The sequence below is a fragment of the Comamonas kerstersii genome (assembly GCF_002056725.1).
GTDB lineage: Bacteria > Pseudomonadota > Gammaproteobacteria > Burkholderiales > Burkholderiaceae_C > Comamonas > Comamonas kerstersii.
On the sequence record NZ_CP020121.1, the window covers coordinates 102,506 to 118,179 of the forward strand.

19 protein-coding genes and 5 tRNA genes are annotated in these 15,674 nt (G+C 58.9%); 19 read left to right on the top strand and 5 right to left on the bottom strand.

All coding sequences use genetic code 11. The annotated features are described in order from the left end of the window. Nucleotides 1-7 precede the first annotated feature (7 nt). The 3 genes from B5M06_RS00460 (at nt 8) to chrA (ending at nt 2,465) form a co-directional block, all read left to right on the top strand. Complete coding sequence (locus B5M06_RS00460; RefSeq protein WP_054066260.1) at nt 8-664, top strand: hypothetical protein; 657 nt, start codon at nt 8-10, stop codon at nt 662-664. A 245-nt stretch (nt 665-909) separates the two neighbouring features. Further along, nucleotides 910-1,239, top strand: coding sequence for a PadR family transcriptional regulator (locus B5M06_RS00465; RefSeq protein ID WP_003052407.1), 330 nt, complete (start codon nt 910-912; stop codon nt 1,237-1,239). Further along, a complete protein-coding gene (gene chrA, locus B5M06_RS00470) occupies nt 1,236-2,465 on the top strand; it encodes a chromate efflux transporter (protein WP_054066259.1) in 1,230 nt (409 codons plus the stop codon). The genes B5M06_RS00465 and chrA overlap by 4 nt, the downstream gene beginning before the upstream one ends. 397 nt (nt 2,466-2,862) lie before the next feature. Here the strand turns inward: chrA and B5M06_RS00475 are convergent, their stop codons facing one another. Beyond that, complete coding sequence (locus B5M06_RS00475) at nt 2,863-5,982, bottom strand: EAL domain-containing protein (protein ID WP_054066258.1); 3,120 nt, start codon at nt 5,980-5,982, stop codon at nt 2,863-2,865. A 314-nt stretch (nt 5,983-6,296) separates the two neighbouring features. Between B5M06_RS00475 and serB the strand changes: the two genes are divergently transcribed. Genes serB through B5M06_RS00485 form a run of 3 tightly spaced genes read left to right on the top strand, consistent with a single transcriptional unit; the run spans nt 6,297 to nt 7,846 of the window. Next, nucleotides 6,297-7,010, top strand: a complete 714-nt coding sequence (gene serB / locus B5M06_RS00480; protein WP_054066257.1) for a phosphoserine phosphatase SerB — start codon at nt 6,297-6,299, stop codon at nt 7,008-7,010. Further along, a complete protein-coding gene (locus B5M06_RS16925; protein WP_162781719.1) occupies nt 6,970-7,257 on the top strand; it encodes a hypothetical protein in 288 nt (95 codons plus the stop codon). Before serB ends, B5M06_RS16925 begins: the two co-directional genes overlap by 41 nt. Nucleotides 7,258-7,288: 31 nt before the next feature. After that, nucleotides 7,289-7,846: a hypothetical protein gene (locus tag B5M06_RS00485; protein ID WP_054066256.1), complete on the top strand. Its 558-nt coding sequence runs from the start codon at nt 7,289-7,291 to the stop codon at nt 7,844-7,846. A gap of 65 nt (nt 7,847-7,911) precedes the next feature. On the opposite strand, the gene B5M06_RS00490 is transcribed toward B5M06_RS00485, so the two are convergent. Beyond that, the gene (locus tag B5M06_RS00490; protein WP_054066274.1) at nt 7,912-8,127 is read right to left on the bottom strand and encodes a DUF3820 family protein; all 216 of its coding nucleotides are present in this window, start codon (nt 8,125-8,127) and stop codon (nt 7,912-7,914) included. Nucleotides 8,128-8,305: 178 nt separating this feature from the next. Here B5M06_RS00490 and B5M06_RS00495 point away from each other — a divergent pair, with 178 nt between their 5' ends. Then, nucleotides 8,306-9,091 (top strand): MetQ/NlpA family ABC transporter substrate-binding protein, encoded by a 786-nt coding sequence (locus B5M06_RS00495; RefSeq protein WP_054066255.1) that lies wholly within the window; start codon nt 8,306-8,308, stop codon nt 9,089-9,091. A 186-nt stretch (nt 9,092-9,277) separates the two neighbouring features. Next, nucleotides 9,278-9,583: a hypothetical protein gene (locus B5M06_RS00500; RefSeq protein WP_054066254.1), complete on the top strand. Its 306-nt coding sequence runs from the start codon at nt 9,278-9,280 to the stop codon at nt 9,581-9,583. Between the two features lie 21 nt (nt 9,584-9,604). Here the strand turns inward: B5M06_RS00500 and B5M06_RS00505 are convergent, their stop codons facing one another. Further along, on the bottom strand, nt 9,605-10,237 hold the full coding sequence (locus B5M06_RS00505) for a LysE/ArgO family amino acid transporter (RefSeq protein ID WP_054066253.1): 633 nt from the start codon (nt 10,235-10,237) through the stop codon (nt 9,605-9,607). A gap of 71 nt (nt 10,238-10,308) precedes the next feature. On the opposite strand from B5M06_RS00505, the gene B5M06_RS00510 reads away from it, so the two are divergent. Continuing rightward, entirely contained in the window at nt 10,309-11,238 is a 930-nt protein-coding gene (locus B5M06_RS00510; RefSeq protein WP_054066252.1) for an HTH-type transcriptional regulator ArgP, read from the top strand. A gap of 68 nt (nt 11,239-11,306) precedes the next feature. On the opposite strand, the gene B5M06_RS00515 is transcribed toward B5M06_RS00510, so the two are convergent. Continuing rightward, the gene (locus B5M06_RS00515) at nt 11,307-11,765 is read right to left on the bottom strand and encodes a DUF2721 domain-containing protein (RefSeq protein WP_054066251.1); all 459 of its coding nucleotides are present in this window, start codon (nt 11,763-11,765) and stop codon (nt 11,307-11,309) included. A 192-nt stretch (nt 11,766-11,957) separates the two neighbouring features. Between B5M06_RS00515 and B5M06_RS00520 the strand changes: the two genes are divergently transcribed. The 10 genes from B5M06_RS00520 to B5M06_RS16780 all read left to right on the top strand — a co-directional run bounded on the left by B5M06_RS00520 (nt 11,958) and on the right by B5M06_RS16780 (nt 15,156). Next, complete coding sequence (locus B5M06_RS00520; protein ID WP_077344541.1) at nt 11,958-12,134, top strand: DUF3149 domain-containing protein; 177 nt, start codon at nt 11,958-11,960, stop codon at nt 12,132-12,134. A 210-nt stretch (nt 12,135-12,344) separates the two neighbouring features. Then, entirely contained in the window at nt 12,345-12,779 is a 435-nt protein-coding gene (locus B5M06_RS00525) for a YbaN family protein (RefSeq protein WP_054066250.1), read from the top strand. Nucleotides 12,780-12,851: 72 nt separating this feature from the next. Next, a tRNA-Asn gene (locus B5M06_RS00530) sits at nt 12,852-12,927 on the top strand. 47 nt (nt 12,928-12,974) lie between these two features. Beyond that, a tRNA-Asn gene (locus B5M06_RS00535) sits at nt 12,975-13,050 on the top strand. Nucleotides 13,051-13,096: 46 nt separating this feature from the next. After that, a tRNA-Asn gene (locus B5M06_RS00540) sits at nt 13,097-13,172 on the top strand. Nucleotides 13,173-13,219: 47 nt separating this feature from the next. Continuing rightward, nucleotides 13,220-13,295, top strand: a tRNA-Asn gene (locus B5M06_RS00545). 46 nt (nt 13,296-13,341) lie between these two features. Further along, nucleotides 13,342-13,417 (top strand) — tRNA-Asn (locus B5M06_RS00550). A gap of 162 nt (nt 13,418-13,579) precedes the next feature. Further along, a complete protein-coding gene (locus B5M06_RS16770) occupies nt 13,580-13,939 on the top strand; it encodes a PAS domain-containing protein (RefSeq protein ID WP_162777348.1) in 360 nt (119 codons plus the stop codon). Nucleotides 13,940-13,951: 12 nt separating this feature from the next. Then, nucleotides 13,952-14,605: a sensor domain-containing diguanylate cyclase gene (locus B5M06_RS16775; RefSeq protein ID WP_054064959.1), complete on the top strand. Its 654-nt coding sequence runs from the start codon at nt 13,952-13,954 to the stop codon at nt 14,603-14,605. Then, entirely contained in the window at nt 14,599-15,156 is a 558-nt protein-coding gene (locus B5M06_RS16780) for an EAL domain-containing protein (protein ID WP_054064958.1), read from the top strand. The genes B5M06_RS16775 and B5M06_RS16780 overlap by 7 nt, the downstream gene beginning before the upstream one ends. An 86-nt stretch (nt 15,157-15,242) precedes the next feature. On the opposite strand, the gene B5M06_RS00560 is transcribed toward B5M06_RS16780, so the two are convergent. Next, nucleotides 15,243-15,563, bottom strand: a complete 321-nt coding sequence (locus B5M06_RS00560) for a hypothetical protein (protein ID WP_080025128.1) — start codon at nt 15,561-15,563, stop codon at nt 15,243-15,245. Nucleotides 15,564-15,674 lie beyond the last annotated feature (111 nt).

Consider the following 15,674-nt stretch of genomic DNA (forward strand, 5'->3'; position numbering starts at 1 on the left):
TCGCCCCATGCTGGAAATTGCCCTTCTTGTTATTGCCCTGCTGACTGCCCTGCTCATGCACCCCTGGCGGCTGCTGGCCCACCGCAAGCCACTGGTCACGCAAGCGCATGGCGATATCTCCCCACTATGGACGCCGCTGCTGGCCACGCTGGTCATGCTGCCCTGGCTATGGGCCTTGCCTACGCTGCACCAGATGCCGCTGCAGATGCAGTGGTCCGGTGCATGCCTGGTCATGCTGTGCCTGGGCTGGCCGCTGGCCATCCCCACGCTGTGTGCTGTCGGAGCCATTGCCTGGCTGGTTTCACCTGCGCTGGAAGCCACGGAAGCCCTGCGCCTGACCGTGTGGCACGGCCTTATCCCCGCCACCTTCGCCATGCTCTGGGGCGTGCTGCTGCGCCGCTGGCTGGGCACACGCATCTTTGTCTATATCTTTGGCCGTGGCTTTGTGGGCACGCTGCTGAGCCTGTTTGCCGCTGGCCTGCTCTCTGCCGCACTGGGCCACGCCCTGCCCGGTGTGCACGAAGACCTGAGCCAGATTGCCCGCTGGCTGATGGCCTGGGGGGATGCCGTAATTACCGGCATGCTCTGCGCCGTATTTGTGGCCTATAAGCCGGAATGGCTGGCGACCTGGTCGGATGATTTGTATTTGTATGGGAAGAAATAGGTTGGGGTACGGTGGTGATTGGGGGAGTGTCTGCGTTCGGCCATTAGCAGTCTTTCAAGGTAGGGTCCCTGGGCAGAAGACCCTACCGTACCGTCCTAGTTACATCCAACTGATACAGCTCCAACTGCCAGCCTTAAGAAGCCAGACCTTAAAGCCCGCGTGATCTATCGGAAGAAGGGACATCGGCCAAACACACTAAGTGCTCATGCAAGAGTTATCATCGAATTTCGATATCGACATTCGATATGACAAAAAAACCAACACCAAACACACTAGAGCACCACGACCTTCTGTCCGGGTTTATTCGCCTGCATGTGCTGCACCATGCTGCCGAACAGGAAATTTATGGGCAATGGATGATCGACGAGCTGGCTCATCACGGCTACCGCCTGTCTCCTGGAACGCTCTACCCGATGCTGCACAAGATGGAGCGGGACGGCTACCTTGTCTCGCGGCAGGAGCGCGAAGGGCGCACGGTGCGCAAGCTCTACACGATCACGAGCAAGGGCAAAGAAGGCTTGGCGCTGGCCAAGGAGCGCATCCGGGAGTTCACCGGGGAGGCAATGCACAAATGACCGATTCCACCAACACCTTGTCGCACGAAACCACTCCCGCGCGGGGAACGACTGTCGAAGTCTTTGGCGCCTTTCTCAAACTAGGCCTGACCTCCTTTGGTGGACCCATCGCTCACCTAGGCTATTTCCGATCGGAGTTTGTCGAGCGCCGCCGCTGGCTGGATGACCGCAGCTACTCCGATCTGGTAGCCCTGTGCCAGTTCCTACCCGGACCGGCCAGCAGCCAAGTCGGCATGGCGCTGGGGCTAGGCCGCGCAGGCTGGTCTGGATTGCTGGCAGCCTGGGCGGGCTTTACTTTGCCGTCTGCTATTGCATTGATCCTGTTTGCCTTCGGCATCGCCGAATACCAAGGTCTGGCGCAGTCTGGCTGGGTACATGGACTCAAGGTTGTCGCCGTGGCCATCGTGGCGCAGGCTGTATGGGGTATGGCTAAGTCACTGTGTCCAGATCGACCCCGTGCTGCACTCGCAATTCTGGCAGCACTGCTGACCATGATCTTGCCCTCGGCGCTGGGACAGGTTGCCGCCATCGCGGTGGCGGGGTTGCTGGGATGGTGGCAATTAAAGATAGCTCAACCTGGCGGTGGCCAGGCTCATAGCTACCCGGTTTCGCGCAAGCTGGGCATTGTTGCACTGCTGTTGTTTGCTGCACCGCTCGTCGGATTGCCATTGTGGGCAGCAGTCACGGGCTCGTCCACGATAGCTCTGCTGGAAGGGGTATATCGTTCCGGCGCACTGGTCTTCGGCGGTGGACACGTTGTCTTGCCACTGCTGCAAGCTGCGGTGGTGCCTAGCGGCATTGTGAGCAATGCCGACTTCTTGGCTGGCTACGGTGCAGCGCAGGCCGTGCCAGGACCATTGTTTACGTTCTCAGCCTACCTTGGCGCAGTCGCCCACGGCCCGCTGCATGGCTGGATTGGTGGTCTAGCGCTGCTGGCCACTATCTTTCTCCCCGCCTTTTTCATGCTCATAGGTGCGTTGCCATTCTGGGAAGGGCTGCGTCATCGCGCTGGCATTCAAACAGCCATGGCCGGCATCAACGCCGGGGTGGTCGGCATTCTGGTATCCGCCCTGTATGACCCGGTGTGGACGAGCGCGATCCATAGCAAGTCGGATTTTGGGCTGGCATTGCTGTCATTCGGGCTGCTGACTGTGGGGCGCGTTCCGCCAGCATTAGTGGTTCTGCTGGCCGGGCTGTCGGGCTGGGTCATGGCGATAGGCATCTGAAACGCTCTTCACAGCAGACAGCCAAACAAGCCATGCCAACGTCGGCTCTGGGTCGAGAGCAGGCTTTCAAACAGAGCGACGCCGCTTGCTACCTCCCCGCGCGCGCAAGCGTCGCGCGTGATCAAAATAAAAAATCAAATTTCCGGCGGCTGTCTGAGCGGAGCGACGTAGGAGCGAAGAGAGTTTCGCCGGACAGTGTCGCAGACGCGCTTTTTGGTCTCCACTCACATTGCTTCGCAATATGAGTTCCGCCCCGCACAAGCGCGAAGGGGACTTTTTGTCGCGCACAAAAAGTACCTCGCCCGCCGGTGCGACGAACCGGCCTCTGCCCTCAAAAAAGACTGCAGTGGTTCGATTCCCGCCCCTCACCACACTCAACACTCAAAAATCCCCTGCCTTACCCCTCCTGCAATAACTCCCGCCCGCCATTGACCTTCTGCACCAGACCCACAAACTCGTCAGCGGGCACGGCCTTGCTAAATAGCCAGCCCTGATAGGCAAAGCAGCCATTGGCCTCCAGAAACTGGCGCTGCGCTTCGGTTTCCACGCCTTCCGCAATCAGCTGCATCCCCATTTCCTGACCCAGGCTGATGGTGGTGCGCACCAGGGTTTCATACATTTTGCTGCCCGGAATTTCGACAATAAAGCTGCGGTCGATTTTCAGCTTGTTCACATGCAGCCGCCCCAGGCGGGCCAGCGAGGAATAGCCGGTACCAAAGTCATCCAGCGCCAATGAAAAGCCCGCCTGCGCCAGCGTACAGAGCTGGTAGTTGGTCAGCTCTGGGCTTTGCATGGCGGCGCTTTCAGTGATTTCCAGCTCCAGCAAGTGCACAGGGCAGTGGTGGCGCTCACAGGCAGAACGGATTTTTTGCACCAGGTCTTCCTGCCGGAACTGGTAGGGAGACAGGTTGATGGACACCTGCAGGTCCATACCCATTGCATGCCACTGTGCAATCTGGCGGCATGCGGTTTCCAGCACCCATTCCCCCAGCGGCAGAATCTGGCCCGAGGCTTCTGCCACCGGAATAAAGCGGCCTGGTGAGACAGGACCCAGCTCCGGGTCATCCCAGCGCAGCAGGGCTTCGGCACCAATGATGCGGCCAGTCGCCGTCTCTACCTGCGGCTGGTAGAACAGCTTGAATGCACCTTTTTCCACCGCAGAGCGCAGGCGCGCCTGGATGTGCATGTGTTCGTTCGAGACAGCGCCCATATCCACGCAGTAAGCCATGCCTGTGCCGCGCCCGGCAGCTTTGGCCGCGTACATGGCGACATCGGCATGGCGCAGCAAGGTGGCAGCGTCTTTCACATCCTCCGAGTACATGCGGTAGCCAATACTGGCCGAGGGCGTAAATTCTTGGCCATGGATCAAGACGGGCTCACTGACCACCTGAAGCATGCGCTCGGCGGCAAGCCGCAGCTGCTCCTCCTCATGCACATTCACCAAAATGGCTGCATATTCATCACCGCCCAGCCGCGCCACCGTGTCCTCTGCGCGCAGGGATCGGCTCAGGCGCTGGGCCAGTTCATTGAGCAGGTAGTCGCCCTGATGGTGGCCAAAGCTGTCATTGACCACCTTGAAGTTGTCCAGGTCCAGCAGCAGCACGCCAAAGCAGGAATGCTCGCTTTCAGCGCTTTGAATTTCTTGTGTGAGACGTTCCAGAAACAGGCTGCGGTTGGGCAGGCCAGTCAGTGCATCGTGCGTGGCCAGATGGCGCAGACGTTCTTCGTTTTGCTTGCGTTCGGTAATGTCACGCACAATCGCCACAAAGTGCGGCCGCTCATCGTTGACCACATACTGCACAAATGCCTCCACCGGCACGAGCTGGCCATTTTTGTGGCTGTGCATGGTATCCAGCCTCACCACGCGCTGGCTGCCATCGAGCAAGGGCTGCAATGCTTCGCGAAGATCCGCTTCTGTGTAATAGGGCTTGATGTCGTAGGGGTGCATGGTGAACAGCGCTGACTTGTCATAGCCCGCCTGTTTCAAGGCCCCTTCGTTGGCATAGAAGAAGGTCAGATCTTCGGCATCAAACATGTAGACGCAGTCCAGCGTCTGGTCCAGCGTGTCGCGGAACTGGCGCAGCTCCTGCTCGGCTTTTCTCTGCGCCGTAATGTCGGACTCAATGGCCATGAAGCCTTGTAGCTGCCCACTGTCACCGCGCATGGGCGAGCAGCTGATGCGTACCCAGTAAGCGCTGCCGTCTTTCTTGTAGTTCTGCACTTCCACTTCAAAGCCTTCGCCACGCGCCAGCGCGTCACGCATGGTGGCGGCAGCTTCTGTCTCGACGGCCGGATCCCGCAGTATCTGGCCAGGCTTCTTGCCAATCAGCTCCGGCAGCGTATAGCCCGTCATGCGGGTAAAGCCATCGTTGATCCATTGCACATTGCCTGCGGTATCGGTGATGACCACACCGTTGGTGGTTTCGCTGGCCACACGGGACAGGCGCGAAAGCTCAGCCTCCACCTGGTGCTGCTTCTGGTGAATGCGCATTGCCGTGACCAGCTGCCCGATGGTGCGTACCAGCGGCTCCAGGTAGTCCAGCAGCTTCTTGCTGTAGCCGCCTGGCCGGTTGGCCAGGCCAAACATGGCCAGCATTTCACTGCCCTGCATGACCGGCACACCAAGAAAAGCATGGAGTGCCGGGTGCCCTGCGGGCAGTTTTCCACGCCATGGGTCTGTGCTGGGGTGGTTCACAATCACCGGCTCACGCTGCAGCAGTGCAGCACCGAACAGTGACTGCAGATTGGTAAATTCCAGGCCCTGCGGTGCGTGCTTTTCGTAGAAAGCACGTGTTTCCTCGCTCCAGGCAATATTGGTGATGACGTAGGTCTTCAGAAAAGGCGTGCCATCCGCGTGATAGCGCACTTCGCCAATAAAGCCATATTCGCTGTCTGTCAGCTGCAGCAGGCCATGCAGCAGACTGTCAAAAGCCTGGCGGCGTGCATCCTCCTGAATGAACTGTGACTGCGCCTGACTGATGACCTCATTGAGCTTTTGGGTCATCTGCAGTGCCTGGCTCTGGCGTAGCAGGTCGATGTTGTGAATTTCGGCTTCCACGCAATCAGCCAGGCCTCGCAGAATGCAGCGCTCTTCAGCCGTCAGTCGGTGGGGGGTATCAGCAATCACACACAGCGTGCCAATCCGGTAGCCATCCTGTGTGGACAACGGCGCTCCGGCATAGAACCTGATGTGCGGCGGGCCAACGACCAAGGGGTTGTCCGCAAAGCGTTCATCAGCGCGGGCATCTTCAATTTCCAGAATCTCGCCATCCAGAATGGCATGGGCACAGAAAGACACATCACGCGGTGTTTCACACACCTCCAGCCCCTGATGGGACTTGAACCACTGCCGTTTCGCATCTACCAGGGAAACCAGCGCCACTGGCACATGCAGCACCTGCTGCGCCAGCTTGGTAAGCCGCTCAAACCGCTTCTCTTCAGCGCTATCGAGCAACCCGGTGCTGACCAGTGCTTGTACGCGTTGTTCTTCGTCTGCAGGTAATGAAGCAGGCCGCATTCAGTGTCCTTGTGAAACCGTAGCACTCTCTGGACCAAACGCCAGAGATTTTTTCTGAGGGCGCGAGTTTACGGTCAGATACAGTTCGTCTTTCTCCGGGAGTGGCTGGATATAGGCGGTTTTCTCCTGCCTTTGTGACCTGCGTCGAACTGCAAGGCGGTAGAGAAGCACCTTGCGGCGCGCCAGCAAAGCTGGGATGCAGCAGCTTATGCACCGCTGCACTTCCTGGCACTGCAATCCGGCTGATAATTCTTCCGTTGCCCCGTTCCACAAGGCCCGGGGCTGCTTGTGCAACCCATAGCTCTTTGCCCTCCATGCCTGCTTCCACCGAATTTGCCCCCGGTCTGACCATCCAGAACATCACTGCACCCCAGAAGCTCAGCGACTACAAGCTGATTGCTTTTGACATGGACTCCACGTTGATCACGATTGAGTGCATCGACGAAATCGCAGATGCCACTGGCAAGAAGGAAGAAGTCGCAGCCATTACCGAAGCCACCATGCGCGGCGAAATCACCGACTTCAAGGACAGCCTGCGCCAGCGCGTGGGCAAGCTGGTTGGCGTGACCGAGGCAGACATGCAGCGCGTGCTGGCCGAGCGCCTGAAGCTCTCGCCCGGCGCTGAAACACTGGTCAAGGCAGCCAAGGCCGCAGGCCTGAAGGTGCTGTTGGTCTCTGGTGGCTTTACCTTCTTTGCAGAGCATGTGCGCGGCCTGCTGGACATCGACTTTGTGCGCGCCAATGTGCTGGAGATCAAGGACGGCGTGCTGACCGGTGGCCTGGTCGAGCAGCCCTGGGGCGATATCTGCGACGGTGCGGAAAAGCGCCGCACACTGCTGGAAGTGGCCTGCCTGCTGGGCATCCAGCCTGAGCAGTGCATTGCCGTGGGCGACGGCAGCAATGACATTCCCATGATGCAGGCTGCCGGCCTGTCCGTGGCCTACCACGCCAAGCCCCGCGTGCGTGCGGAAGCCAAGGTCTGCATCAATGAAGGTGGCCTGGACCGTCTGCTGGAAATCCTGCAGTAAGCCTGCTACTGCAACACCTAAAACAATAGCTGCCAGCGCTGATGAATACTGGACTTTGAACATTAATCATATTCAAAGTATTGATTCTCAAGCGCTGGCAGCTATTTTTTATGGAGCGGCCATAGGCTGTGTCTACAATGTATTGCTCGCACCGCTAATAAACACTCATATCACACCTGTGCGAGATCTTTTCAGCCAGACGGACCTGCAAAATTTTGGGAACTTCTGGCTTGCAATTGACTTCTGAACCCCCATGTCACAAAGACCTCCGGCATGCCATGCATGGTCCGGTCCATGACATCACTTTTTTCGATCTCCTCTTTTCAGGAACTGCAGTGAACACTTCTTTCCGCACCACCGCTTCTGTGATCGCCGTAACCATCGCCGCACTGGCCGCGCCTAGCCTGGCCCATGCCAAACGCATGGGTGGTGGCAAGTCGGTGCGTCCCGCTGCCATCAACAAGGCCCCAGCCAAGCCAGCAACACCTGCACCCACAGCTGCTGCCAAGCCTGCTACTCCTGCCACCCCCGCAAGTGCTCCTGCAGCCGCCGCAGCACCTGCTGCCCCCGCCGCTGCTGCTGCACCCGCAGGCTCTGGCCTGATGGGCACCATGGCTGCCACCGCAGCCGGTGCTGTTGTGGGTACCGTGGCTGGCAACGCTATTGCTGGCGCTTTCAGCGGCAGCGATGCTGACGACAAGGCAAAGGCCGAAGCAGAAGCCAAGGCCAAGGCGGAAGCCGAAGCCAAGGCTGCTGAAGCCGAAGCTGCCGAACTGCAGAAGAAGCTGGACGAAGCCAAGGCCAAGGCTGAAGCTGCGCGCGCTGCTGCCATGTAATCTGGCTGGCGCCACAAGCTCCAACCACAACGCCCCGCAGGCATACGCCGCGGGGCGTTGTGGTTTCAAGGCCTGCGCTTGAGTGGCTCCAGCAGCCCCTTGAGGCCGTTGTGATCGAGCTCATGCATCAGCGCCAGCAGACGGCCCACAGAGCCCGGCGGAAAGCCTTCACGTGCAAACCATGCCAGGTAGTTGCCGGGCAGATCACAGATCAGCCGATCCTGGTACTTGCCAAAAGGCATGCGGGTGGTGACCAGTTTTTCCAGATCTTCAGGCGTCACTCCGCGCTCCAATCGCCAGATATCGCATAAAAACCACTTTCCTTATAACCAAATTCACAAAAATTAGTTGGCAGGCTGCGCTGCGCCGCTACACTTGAAGCCTTCCCTGCTAGCGTCATTGTGCTTTCAGGGCTTGGTGTAACGCGCTTTTTTTCTGTCACAGGAACTGAAAACCATCATGTTGAAGAAGACCCTGACTGCCGTGGCCATTGCCACTTTAGCCCTCTCTGCCCACGCTGCTGACGTTCTGAAGGTGGCCGCTACTGCCGTGCCCCACGCAGAAATCCTGAACTTCGTAAAGCCCCAGCTCAAGGCCGAAGGCATTGAACTGCAGGTGCGTGAATTCAGTGACTACGTACAGCCCAATGCCGCCGTCGAAGACAAGCAGCTGGACGCCAACTTTTTCCAGCACCAGCCCTATCTGGACAGCTACAACAAGGACCGCAAGAGCAGCCTGGTGCAAGTGCCTAACGGCAAGGTGCACGTAGAGCCCTTTGGTGCCTACTCCAAGAAGGTCAAGAGCGCGGCTGAGCTGAAGGACGGCGCCACCATCGCCATTCCTAACGACCCCTCCAACGGTGGCCGCGCCCTGCTGCTGCTGGCCAAGCAAGGCCTGATCGAGCTCAAGGACCCCAGCAACCTGACCGCTTCGGCACTGGACATCGTCAAGAACCCCAAGAAGCTCAAGTTCAAAGAACTGGAAGCGCCTTTGCTGCCCCGCGCACTCGATGATGTGGACCTGGCCCTGATCAACACCAACTACGCCATCGAAGCCAAGCTCAACCCCACCAAGGATGCGCTGTTCATCGAAGACGCTGATTCGCCTTACACCAACATCGTGGCCGCCCGCAAGGACCGCGCGGATGGTGCCGACATCGCCAAGCTGATGAAGGCGCTGCACTCGCCCGAGACCAAGAAGTTCATCGAAGAAAAGTACAAGGGTGCCGTAGTCCCTGCGTTCTGATCTGCGCGCACACCGTTTCCTGACACCCAGCGCTGCCCACGGGCAGCGCTTTTTTGTGGCGAAAACAGCCTGCCCTTTGAGGCATGGCAAACATGCCAAATTTGAAACAAGAAGTTTAATTTGCAGCAAATTTATGCTGTCATGATTCAGGCTTCTTATTCAAATTTTGCATACACCCACCGCCCTATGAGCGACACCCCCATTCCTCTGGACAAGGCCATCACCCAAGGCATGAGCGAAGTCACGCGCAGCCGCACCCTGGCGCTATACCAGCAACACGCCCAAACCAACAGTGAACGCCTGCTGGCATTTCGTGGCGATGTGGCAGAGCGCCACCAGTACGACAAGATCAAGCCCTTGCTGACCAAGGCCATCACTCAGGGCAATATCGTCATCATTGAAGGGGTGAGCCAAAAGAGCGGCGAAACCGCGCACTACCAGATCCTGGGCAACCAGTGGAATCTGCTGGAAGTGCTGGCGCGCCTGAACTAAGCGCTCTGCTGTGCTGCGGCTTTAGAGCCCCTGCCAGACCCACCAGGCCAGGGTCAACATCATCACGCCGGTCAGGCCATCGAGCACCCGCCACGCCGCTGGTCTGGCAAACAGACTGCGCATGCGCTGGGCCGCAAAGCTCAGCAATCCGAACCACGCAAGGCTGGCGCAGGCTGCTCCCAGCACAAACAGCCACTTCAGATGCCCTTCCTGGCGTGCACCAATGGAGCCCACGAGCAGCACAGTGTCCAGATAGACATGGGGATTAAGCAAGGTAATGACGGCCAGCGTGCTGATGACGCCCAGCAGCCCGCGCGATGCAACCTGGCCACCATCAGCCACCACCTGCGCATCAGGCGCTGTAACCATGCGCCACAGGGCAAACAGGCCATAGCCCAGCAAAAACAGCACGCCTCCCATGCCCAGCCACCAGGCCCAGTCTGGGTGGCGCGCCAGCAAGCTGGCCATGCCCGCCACACCCAGGCCAATAAGCACAGCGTCAGAGATCACACACCAGGCCACGCAGGCACGCACGTGCTGGCCCTTGACGGCCTGACGCAGCACATACAGGTTTTGCGCACCGATCGAGATGATCAGCGAAAAACATACGGTAAATCCGGCCAGCCACGCAGCCGTCATATTTGCATTCCACATGCCCTTGATTCTCAAAGGCTTGCAAACATAAGTAAAATTAAAAAATCTCTATCAAATTAAGTTTTACTAACATGCTCGACTACGCTGGACTGGAAGCATTGGCCGCTGTGCTGCGCGAAGGCAGCTTCGAGCGCGCGGCGCGCAAACTCCACGTCACCCCTTCGGCCATCTCCCAGCGCATCAAGCTGCTGGAAGAGCGCGTGGGTCAGGTGCTGGTCATGCGTGGCTCCCCCTGCACGGGCACGGAAGCCGGCCGCCGCCTGTGCCTGCATGTGGAGCAGGTCGCCCTGCTGGAAAACGAGCTGCGCCGCAACAACCCCGAACTTGTTCCCGAAGGTCAGGTGGCACGCCCCACGCTCAAGCTCGCGGTCAATGCCGACTCGCTCAACAGCTGGTTTGTGGATGCCATGGCCGACTTCACCCAGGGTGGCAATGAGCTGCTGGACATCAGCATTGACGACCAGGACCACACCGCCAAGCGCATCAAGGAAGGCGACGTGATGGCTGCCGTGACGGCCACCTCCAGCCACATCACCGGCTGCAATATCTGGCCACTGGCCAATATGCACTACGTGGCTGCAGCCAGCCCGGAATTCATGGCCCGCTATTTTGGGGAAACTGGCGTGACCCCGCAGACGCTGTCGCAAGCCCCCATGCTGACCTATGACCGCAAAGACGCCATGCAGGACAAATGGCTGCACCAGCAAGGCGTTGCTGCACGCAATACACCGCCACGCCACTGGGTACCCTCCGCCCACGCCTTTGTGCGCGCAAGTCTCTCCGGCATTGCCTGGGGCATGCACCCTACGGTGCTGATCAAGGAACACCTGGAAAACGGCACGCTGGTGGAGTTGGTACCTCACAGCGGTATTTCTGTGCCACTGTACTGGGCACATGCACGCAATGCCCAGGCCGGGCTGGAGCGCCTGACGCAATGCGTGATCAATGCGGCCCAGTCCTGGCTGGACCCCATAGACCCCAAGACCGACACCCGCTCGTAAAGCGCAGCTGCAAACAACAAGGGCCTGACACACTGTCAGGCCCTGGTTCATTGGGGTCAGCTACTGCGTCATGGCCGCAATTCGCGCCCGGCCTTGAGCACATTGAAGTTCAGCAAATGGGTGGCCAGCACCGTCTCCCACATGAAGCAGCCCAGCGCCGCAATAAAAGACACAACCCCCGCAAGAAAGGACACCACCGCCACGTGGTGGCCTGCCGCCATCCACGCCTGCCCCACAAAGAGCAGCACGATGGTCAGCCCGATCAGAGAACCGCACAGGGTCAGCAGCCCGATGGACCAGTTGGAGATACGGCCGCGCTTGCTCAGATATTCCAGCTCGCGCAGGCCGCGCTCAATCACGGCCTCGTCCTGGCTGGAGCGCACCCTGTCCTCCAGCACCCGTGCACGATCAATGATGCGCGCCAGGCGTCCAGCGACGGCACTGATCATGCCGGCCACCGCCGTCAGAAAAAACACAGGGGCTACCGCCAGTTGCACGACATGGGTCACGTTGGAAGGTTCAAGCATCAATAAATCTCACACGATTGAAAGCCAATGGGCATCTGCCCAGCAAGAAGTGTGCAGGCATTACGCCAAGGTGCTTGCGCTAGCGCAAAGTGCAGGCCGTTCACCTTTGATGTTTCGCAAACGCCAACCTGCCTGCACACGCAATAGTGACCACATCCCATCCACCTACGACTGTTTGCGAAGGATTTGGCTATGAAGTTGTTGAACGAACTGATCTCCACCGACTATGGTCTGATGAGCTTGGTTGTGATCCTGATTATCATCATCATGGCAGGCTACTTCACCACACTCTTTATGGGAAAGATCGGCAAGAGCAGCGCCGAGCAAGCCAAAAAATCCGCAGAGACTGCCGCTGCCAGCAAGCAGTAGAAGCACACTCCCTTGCTTATCATGGCCTGCTTTGCAGGCCTTTTTTGTCGGCGAAACTCACAACTTCATAGCTGCCAGCGCTTATCCCTGCTGAATTTTCAATATCTATGAATAGCAATCCCTTGTATTGCGAGCGCTAACAGCTTGCATTTCAGGAGCAATTCTAAAGCGCCTCCGCCCCTTCAAGCCTTGCACAGGCACAATAGCTGCATGCCCCAGCCTCCCGAGCCTGCAGTCTCTGACAGCCCTTCGCCCATACCAGCACCTGCCATCGCCCGGCGCTGGTACACCCGCTGGCTGCTGCGTGCACTGGCCGTCACCTCACTGGGGCTGGGCATCGCAGGCGTTTTCATCCCGGGCCTGCCGACCACGGTCTTTATTCTGATTGCCAGCTGGGCCGCCATGCGCAGCTCTCCGCGCCTGCATGTCTGGCTGTGGCAGCACCGCCTGTTTGGCCCCATGCTGCAGAACTGGGCGGCAGGCGGCTATGTCAGCCGGCGCGCCAAATACAGTGCGGCAGCCATGATGGCACTGTGCGCCATCATCCTGTGGATTGCACCCGCCCCCCTGTGGGCACAGGTGCTGGCCAGCAGCTGCATGGCGGTGGTGCTGGTCTGGCTATGGCTGCGCCCCGAGCCTGTCTGAGCGCATTCCGCTTCACTTTTTTTGCAAACTAGGCAAACAGTCAAAAATCCACGTATATAATCTCGGTCTTGTTCCCCGATAGCTCAGTCGGTAGAGCGACGGACTGTTAATCCGCAGGTCCCTGGTTCGAGCCCAGGTCGGGGAGCCAACAATTGCTAGCCTTGCAATTCAAAAACCAAGGCAACACCGAAATGTTCCCTGATAGCTCAGTCGGTAGAGCGACGGACTGTTAATCCGCAGGTCCCTGGTTCGAGCCCAGGTCGGGGAGCCACAATTGCTAGCCTTGCAATTTCAAAACCAAGGCAACACCGAGATGTTCCCTGATAGCTCAGTCGGTAGAGCGACGGACTGTTAATCCGCAGGTCCCTGGTTCGAGCCCAGGTCGGGGAGCCAACAATTGCTAGCCTTGCAATTTCAAAACCAAGGCAACACCAAAATGTTCCCTGATAGCTCAGTCGGTAGAGCGACGGACTGTTAATCCGCAGGTCCCTGGTTCGAGCCCAGGTCGGGGAGCCACAATTGCTAGCCTTGCAATTCAAAAACCAAGGCAACACCAAAATGTTCCCTGATAGCTCAGTCGGTAGAGCGACGGACTGTTAATCCGCAGGTCCCTGGTTCGAGCCCAGGTCGGGGAGCCAAAAGATAAAGCCAAGCATTGTTCACAATGCTTGGCTTTTTTCTTGGTAAATCGCTTTGCCTCTTGGCTGACAATGCCCACCCGCACAGTCGCCGATACTCCAGACGACTGTTGTGCAAAGCTTGCACCCCCTGCAGCGCACCCTGAGACGATGGAACCAGGCATGTACTTCAAGCACGCCCCGACACCGCACACTGATGACGCAGCGCAGTCATCGAGCCACAGCGCCAGCGTGTCTGCCCGCTCTGGCGCAGATCACCTCGCTGTGCTGGATGAACTGCCGCACATGGTCTGGATGCGCCAGGATGGGCAGCCGCACGGCAACCTGGCCTGGCGTGAGTACACCGGCGGACATGTTCCACAGGACTGGCTGGAGCTGGTGCACCCCGAAGACCAGGCCGCAGCACGCCAGCAATGGCAGCAAAGCGTTCAAGCGCAAAAAACCTTTGAAGCGCAGCTGCGCCTGCGCCGCCATGACGAGCACTACCGCTGGGTGCTGGCGCTGTGCCGCCATCCCTCATAGCACGCACAGGCAGTGCCACTGCTGTCGTTTACCGACATCCACGAGCGCGTGCTGCGCCAGGCCATCCTGCACGAAAGCAGCATGCTGCAAACCTGCATGCTCGACGTGAGCGTGGACTGCATCAAGATTTTGCGCCCCGATGGCTCCCTCAAGCATATGAACCGCTCGGGCTGTATTGCGCTTGGAGTGGCTGAAAACGAGAGCCAATTTGGCATTAAGTGGCTGGATCTGCTGCCACCAGAGATACGGCCACGCGGCATGCGTGCACTCCAGGCAGCACGCCAGGGCAAGAATGCGCGCTTTGCAGGCCTGAGTGTGGCTGGCGGCAAGCCTCAGCACTGGGACAACATCCTCACCCCCATGAAGGATGAGGACGGCAGGACCATAGGCATTCTGTGCGTCTCGCGTGATGTGACCCTGCAGCGCGAGGCAGAAAAACGCCTGCGATTTGCTTCAGACCACGACGAACTCACCGGGCTGCCCAATCGCCGCGCGCTCAAGCAGCGCCTGGCCTACCTGCTGAACAAGTCACATGCTGACGACCACATGCTCGGCCTGCTGCTGCTGGACCTGGACCACTTCAAGCACGTCAACGACACGCTGAGGCCTTCGGCGACTATGAGCTGGCCACACAGCTTGCAGACTTTACCCAGAACCAGGTGCTGAGCGATCTGTCGCAGTGGTCACAGCAGGGACTGCCGCTGGTGCCTGTGGCCATCAATGCCGCACCCGTGGAATTTCTGCGGGATGACTATGCAGAACGTCTGCTCAGCCGCATGGCCCGATACAACGTCGCTCCGCGCTGGATAGAAGTAGAGATCACCGAGCACATGCTGGCAGACCGCGGTGCAGCCTTTGTGGTGCGTGCAGCGCAGCAGCTGAAAGCGGCAGGCGTGCGCATTGCGCTCGATGACTTTGGCACCGGCCACTCCTCATTCACCCACCTGCGCGACCACCCTGTCCACGCCTTGAAGATTGACTGCGAGTTTGTCCACCGCATGGAGCAGGAGCGCACCATCTACGCCATCGTTCAGGCCATTGCCCAGCTGGGCCCCAACCTGGGTCTGGACGTGATGGCCGAAGGCGTGGAAACAGCCACACACCGCCGCATGCTGCTGGAAGCGGGCTGCACCATAGGACAGGGCTTTTTGTACAGTGAAGCCCTTTGCAGCAAAGAGGCTGCCGAGCGCATGCGCCGCACCCCTGCGGTCATCTAACAGCAAGCAGCAGTCCAGAAAACACAAGGGCGGCCTGAAGCCGCCCTTTGCCAGCAGCGCACACAGCACTCCAGCTGCTCGGTGGTCTACGCTGCCCGGATAATGCCAACGCTGGCAGGCGTGCTGCTGGCACCAGCGCCTTCCGTCTCTGTACGCGCTGTACTGACCTGCTTGCCAAGCCCAACCGATGCGCTTTCAGCCACCTCATCATGCGACTGGTGCTCTGCTTCCCAGGCTGCGATTTCTTCTTCCAGGCGGCGGGCACGTTCTGCATACATATCAGCCGACGCCTGGTAATGCTCGGCAGCGATGCGGTGCTCGAGCATGGCCAGTCGCGCTTCCTGCAAATAGCCACGGGTACGCCGGATATAGCGCGGCTCTCTGCTGAAAAGATGTTTCCAACCCATGGCTAAACCTCCTTGGTTCCGCTGGCAACACTGCCATTCCACATAATGTGTTGTCACTGCTGTAACCATAGCTATTTTTGATTTGCTGCCATGTCCCCATAGGACAGCACC

Coding starts and splice junctions, on each gene's coding strand:
- B5M06_RS00560 (WP_080025128.1), bottom strand. CDS start 15,563: ATGGGTTGGAAACATCTTTTCAGCAGAGAGCCGCGCTATATCCGGCGT.
- B5M06_RS00475 (WP_054066258.1), bottom strand. CDS start 5,982: ATGCGGCCTGCTTCATTACCTGCAGACGAAGAACAACGCGTACAAGCA.
- B5M06_RS00520 (WP_077344541.1), top strand. CDS start 11,958: ATGAAGTTGTTGAACGAACTGATCTCCACCGACTATGGTCTGATGAGC.
- B5M06_RS00510 (WP_054066252.1), top strand. CDS start 10,309: ATGCTCGACTACGCTGGACTGGAAGCATTGGCCGCTGTGCTGCGCGAA.
- B5M06_RS00525 (WP_054066250.1), top strand. CDS start 12,345: ATGCCCCAGCCTCCCGAGCCTGCAGTCTCTGACAGCCCTTCGCCCATA.
- B5M06_RS00485 (WP_054066256.1), top strand. CDS start 7,289: ATGCATGGTCCGGTCCATGACATCACTTTTTTCGATCTCCTCTTTTCA.
- B5M06_RS00505 (WP_054066253.1), bottom strand. CDS start 10,237: ATGTGGAATGCAAATATGACGGCTGCGTGGCTGGCCGGATTTACCGTA.
- B5M06_RS00495 (WP_054066255.1), top strand. CDS start 8,306: ATGTTGAAGAAGACCCTGACTGCCGTGGCCATTGCCACTTTAGCCCTC.
- B5M06_RS16925 (WP_162781719.1), top strand. CDS start 6,970: ATGAAGGTGGCCTGGACCGTCTGCTGGAAATCCTGCAGTAAGCCTGCT.
- B5M06_RS00515 (WP_054066251.1), bottom strand. CDS start 11,765: ATGCTTGAACCTTCCAACGTGACCCATGTCGTGCAACTGGCGGTAGCC.
- B5M06_RS00465 (WP_003052407.1), top strand. CDS start 910: ATGACAAAAAAACCAACACCAAACACACTAGAGCACCACGACCTTCTG.
- B5M06_RS00500 (WP_054066254.1), top strand. CDS start 9,278: ATGAGCGACACCCCCATTCCTCTGGACAAGGCCATCACCCAAGGCATG.
- B5M06_RS16770 (WP_162777348.1), top strand. CDS start 13,580: ATGTACTTCAAGCACGCCCCGACACCGCACACTGATGACGCAGCGCAG.
- serB (WP_054066257.1), top strand. CDS start 6,297: ATGCCTGCTTCCACCGAATTTGCCCCCGGTCTGACCATCCAGAACATC.
- B5M06_RS00460 (WP_054066260.1), top strand. CDS start 8: ATGCTGGAAATTGCCCTTCTTGTTATTGCCCTGCTGACTGCCCTGCTC.
- chrA (WP_054066259.1), top strand. CDS start 1,236: ATGACCGATTCCACCAACACCTTGTCGCACGAAACCACTCCCGCGCGG.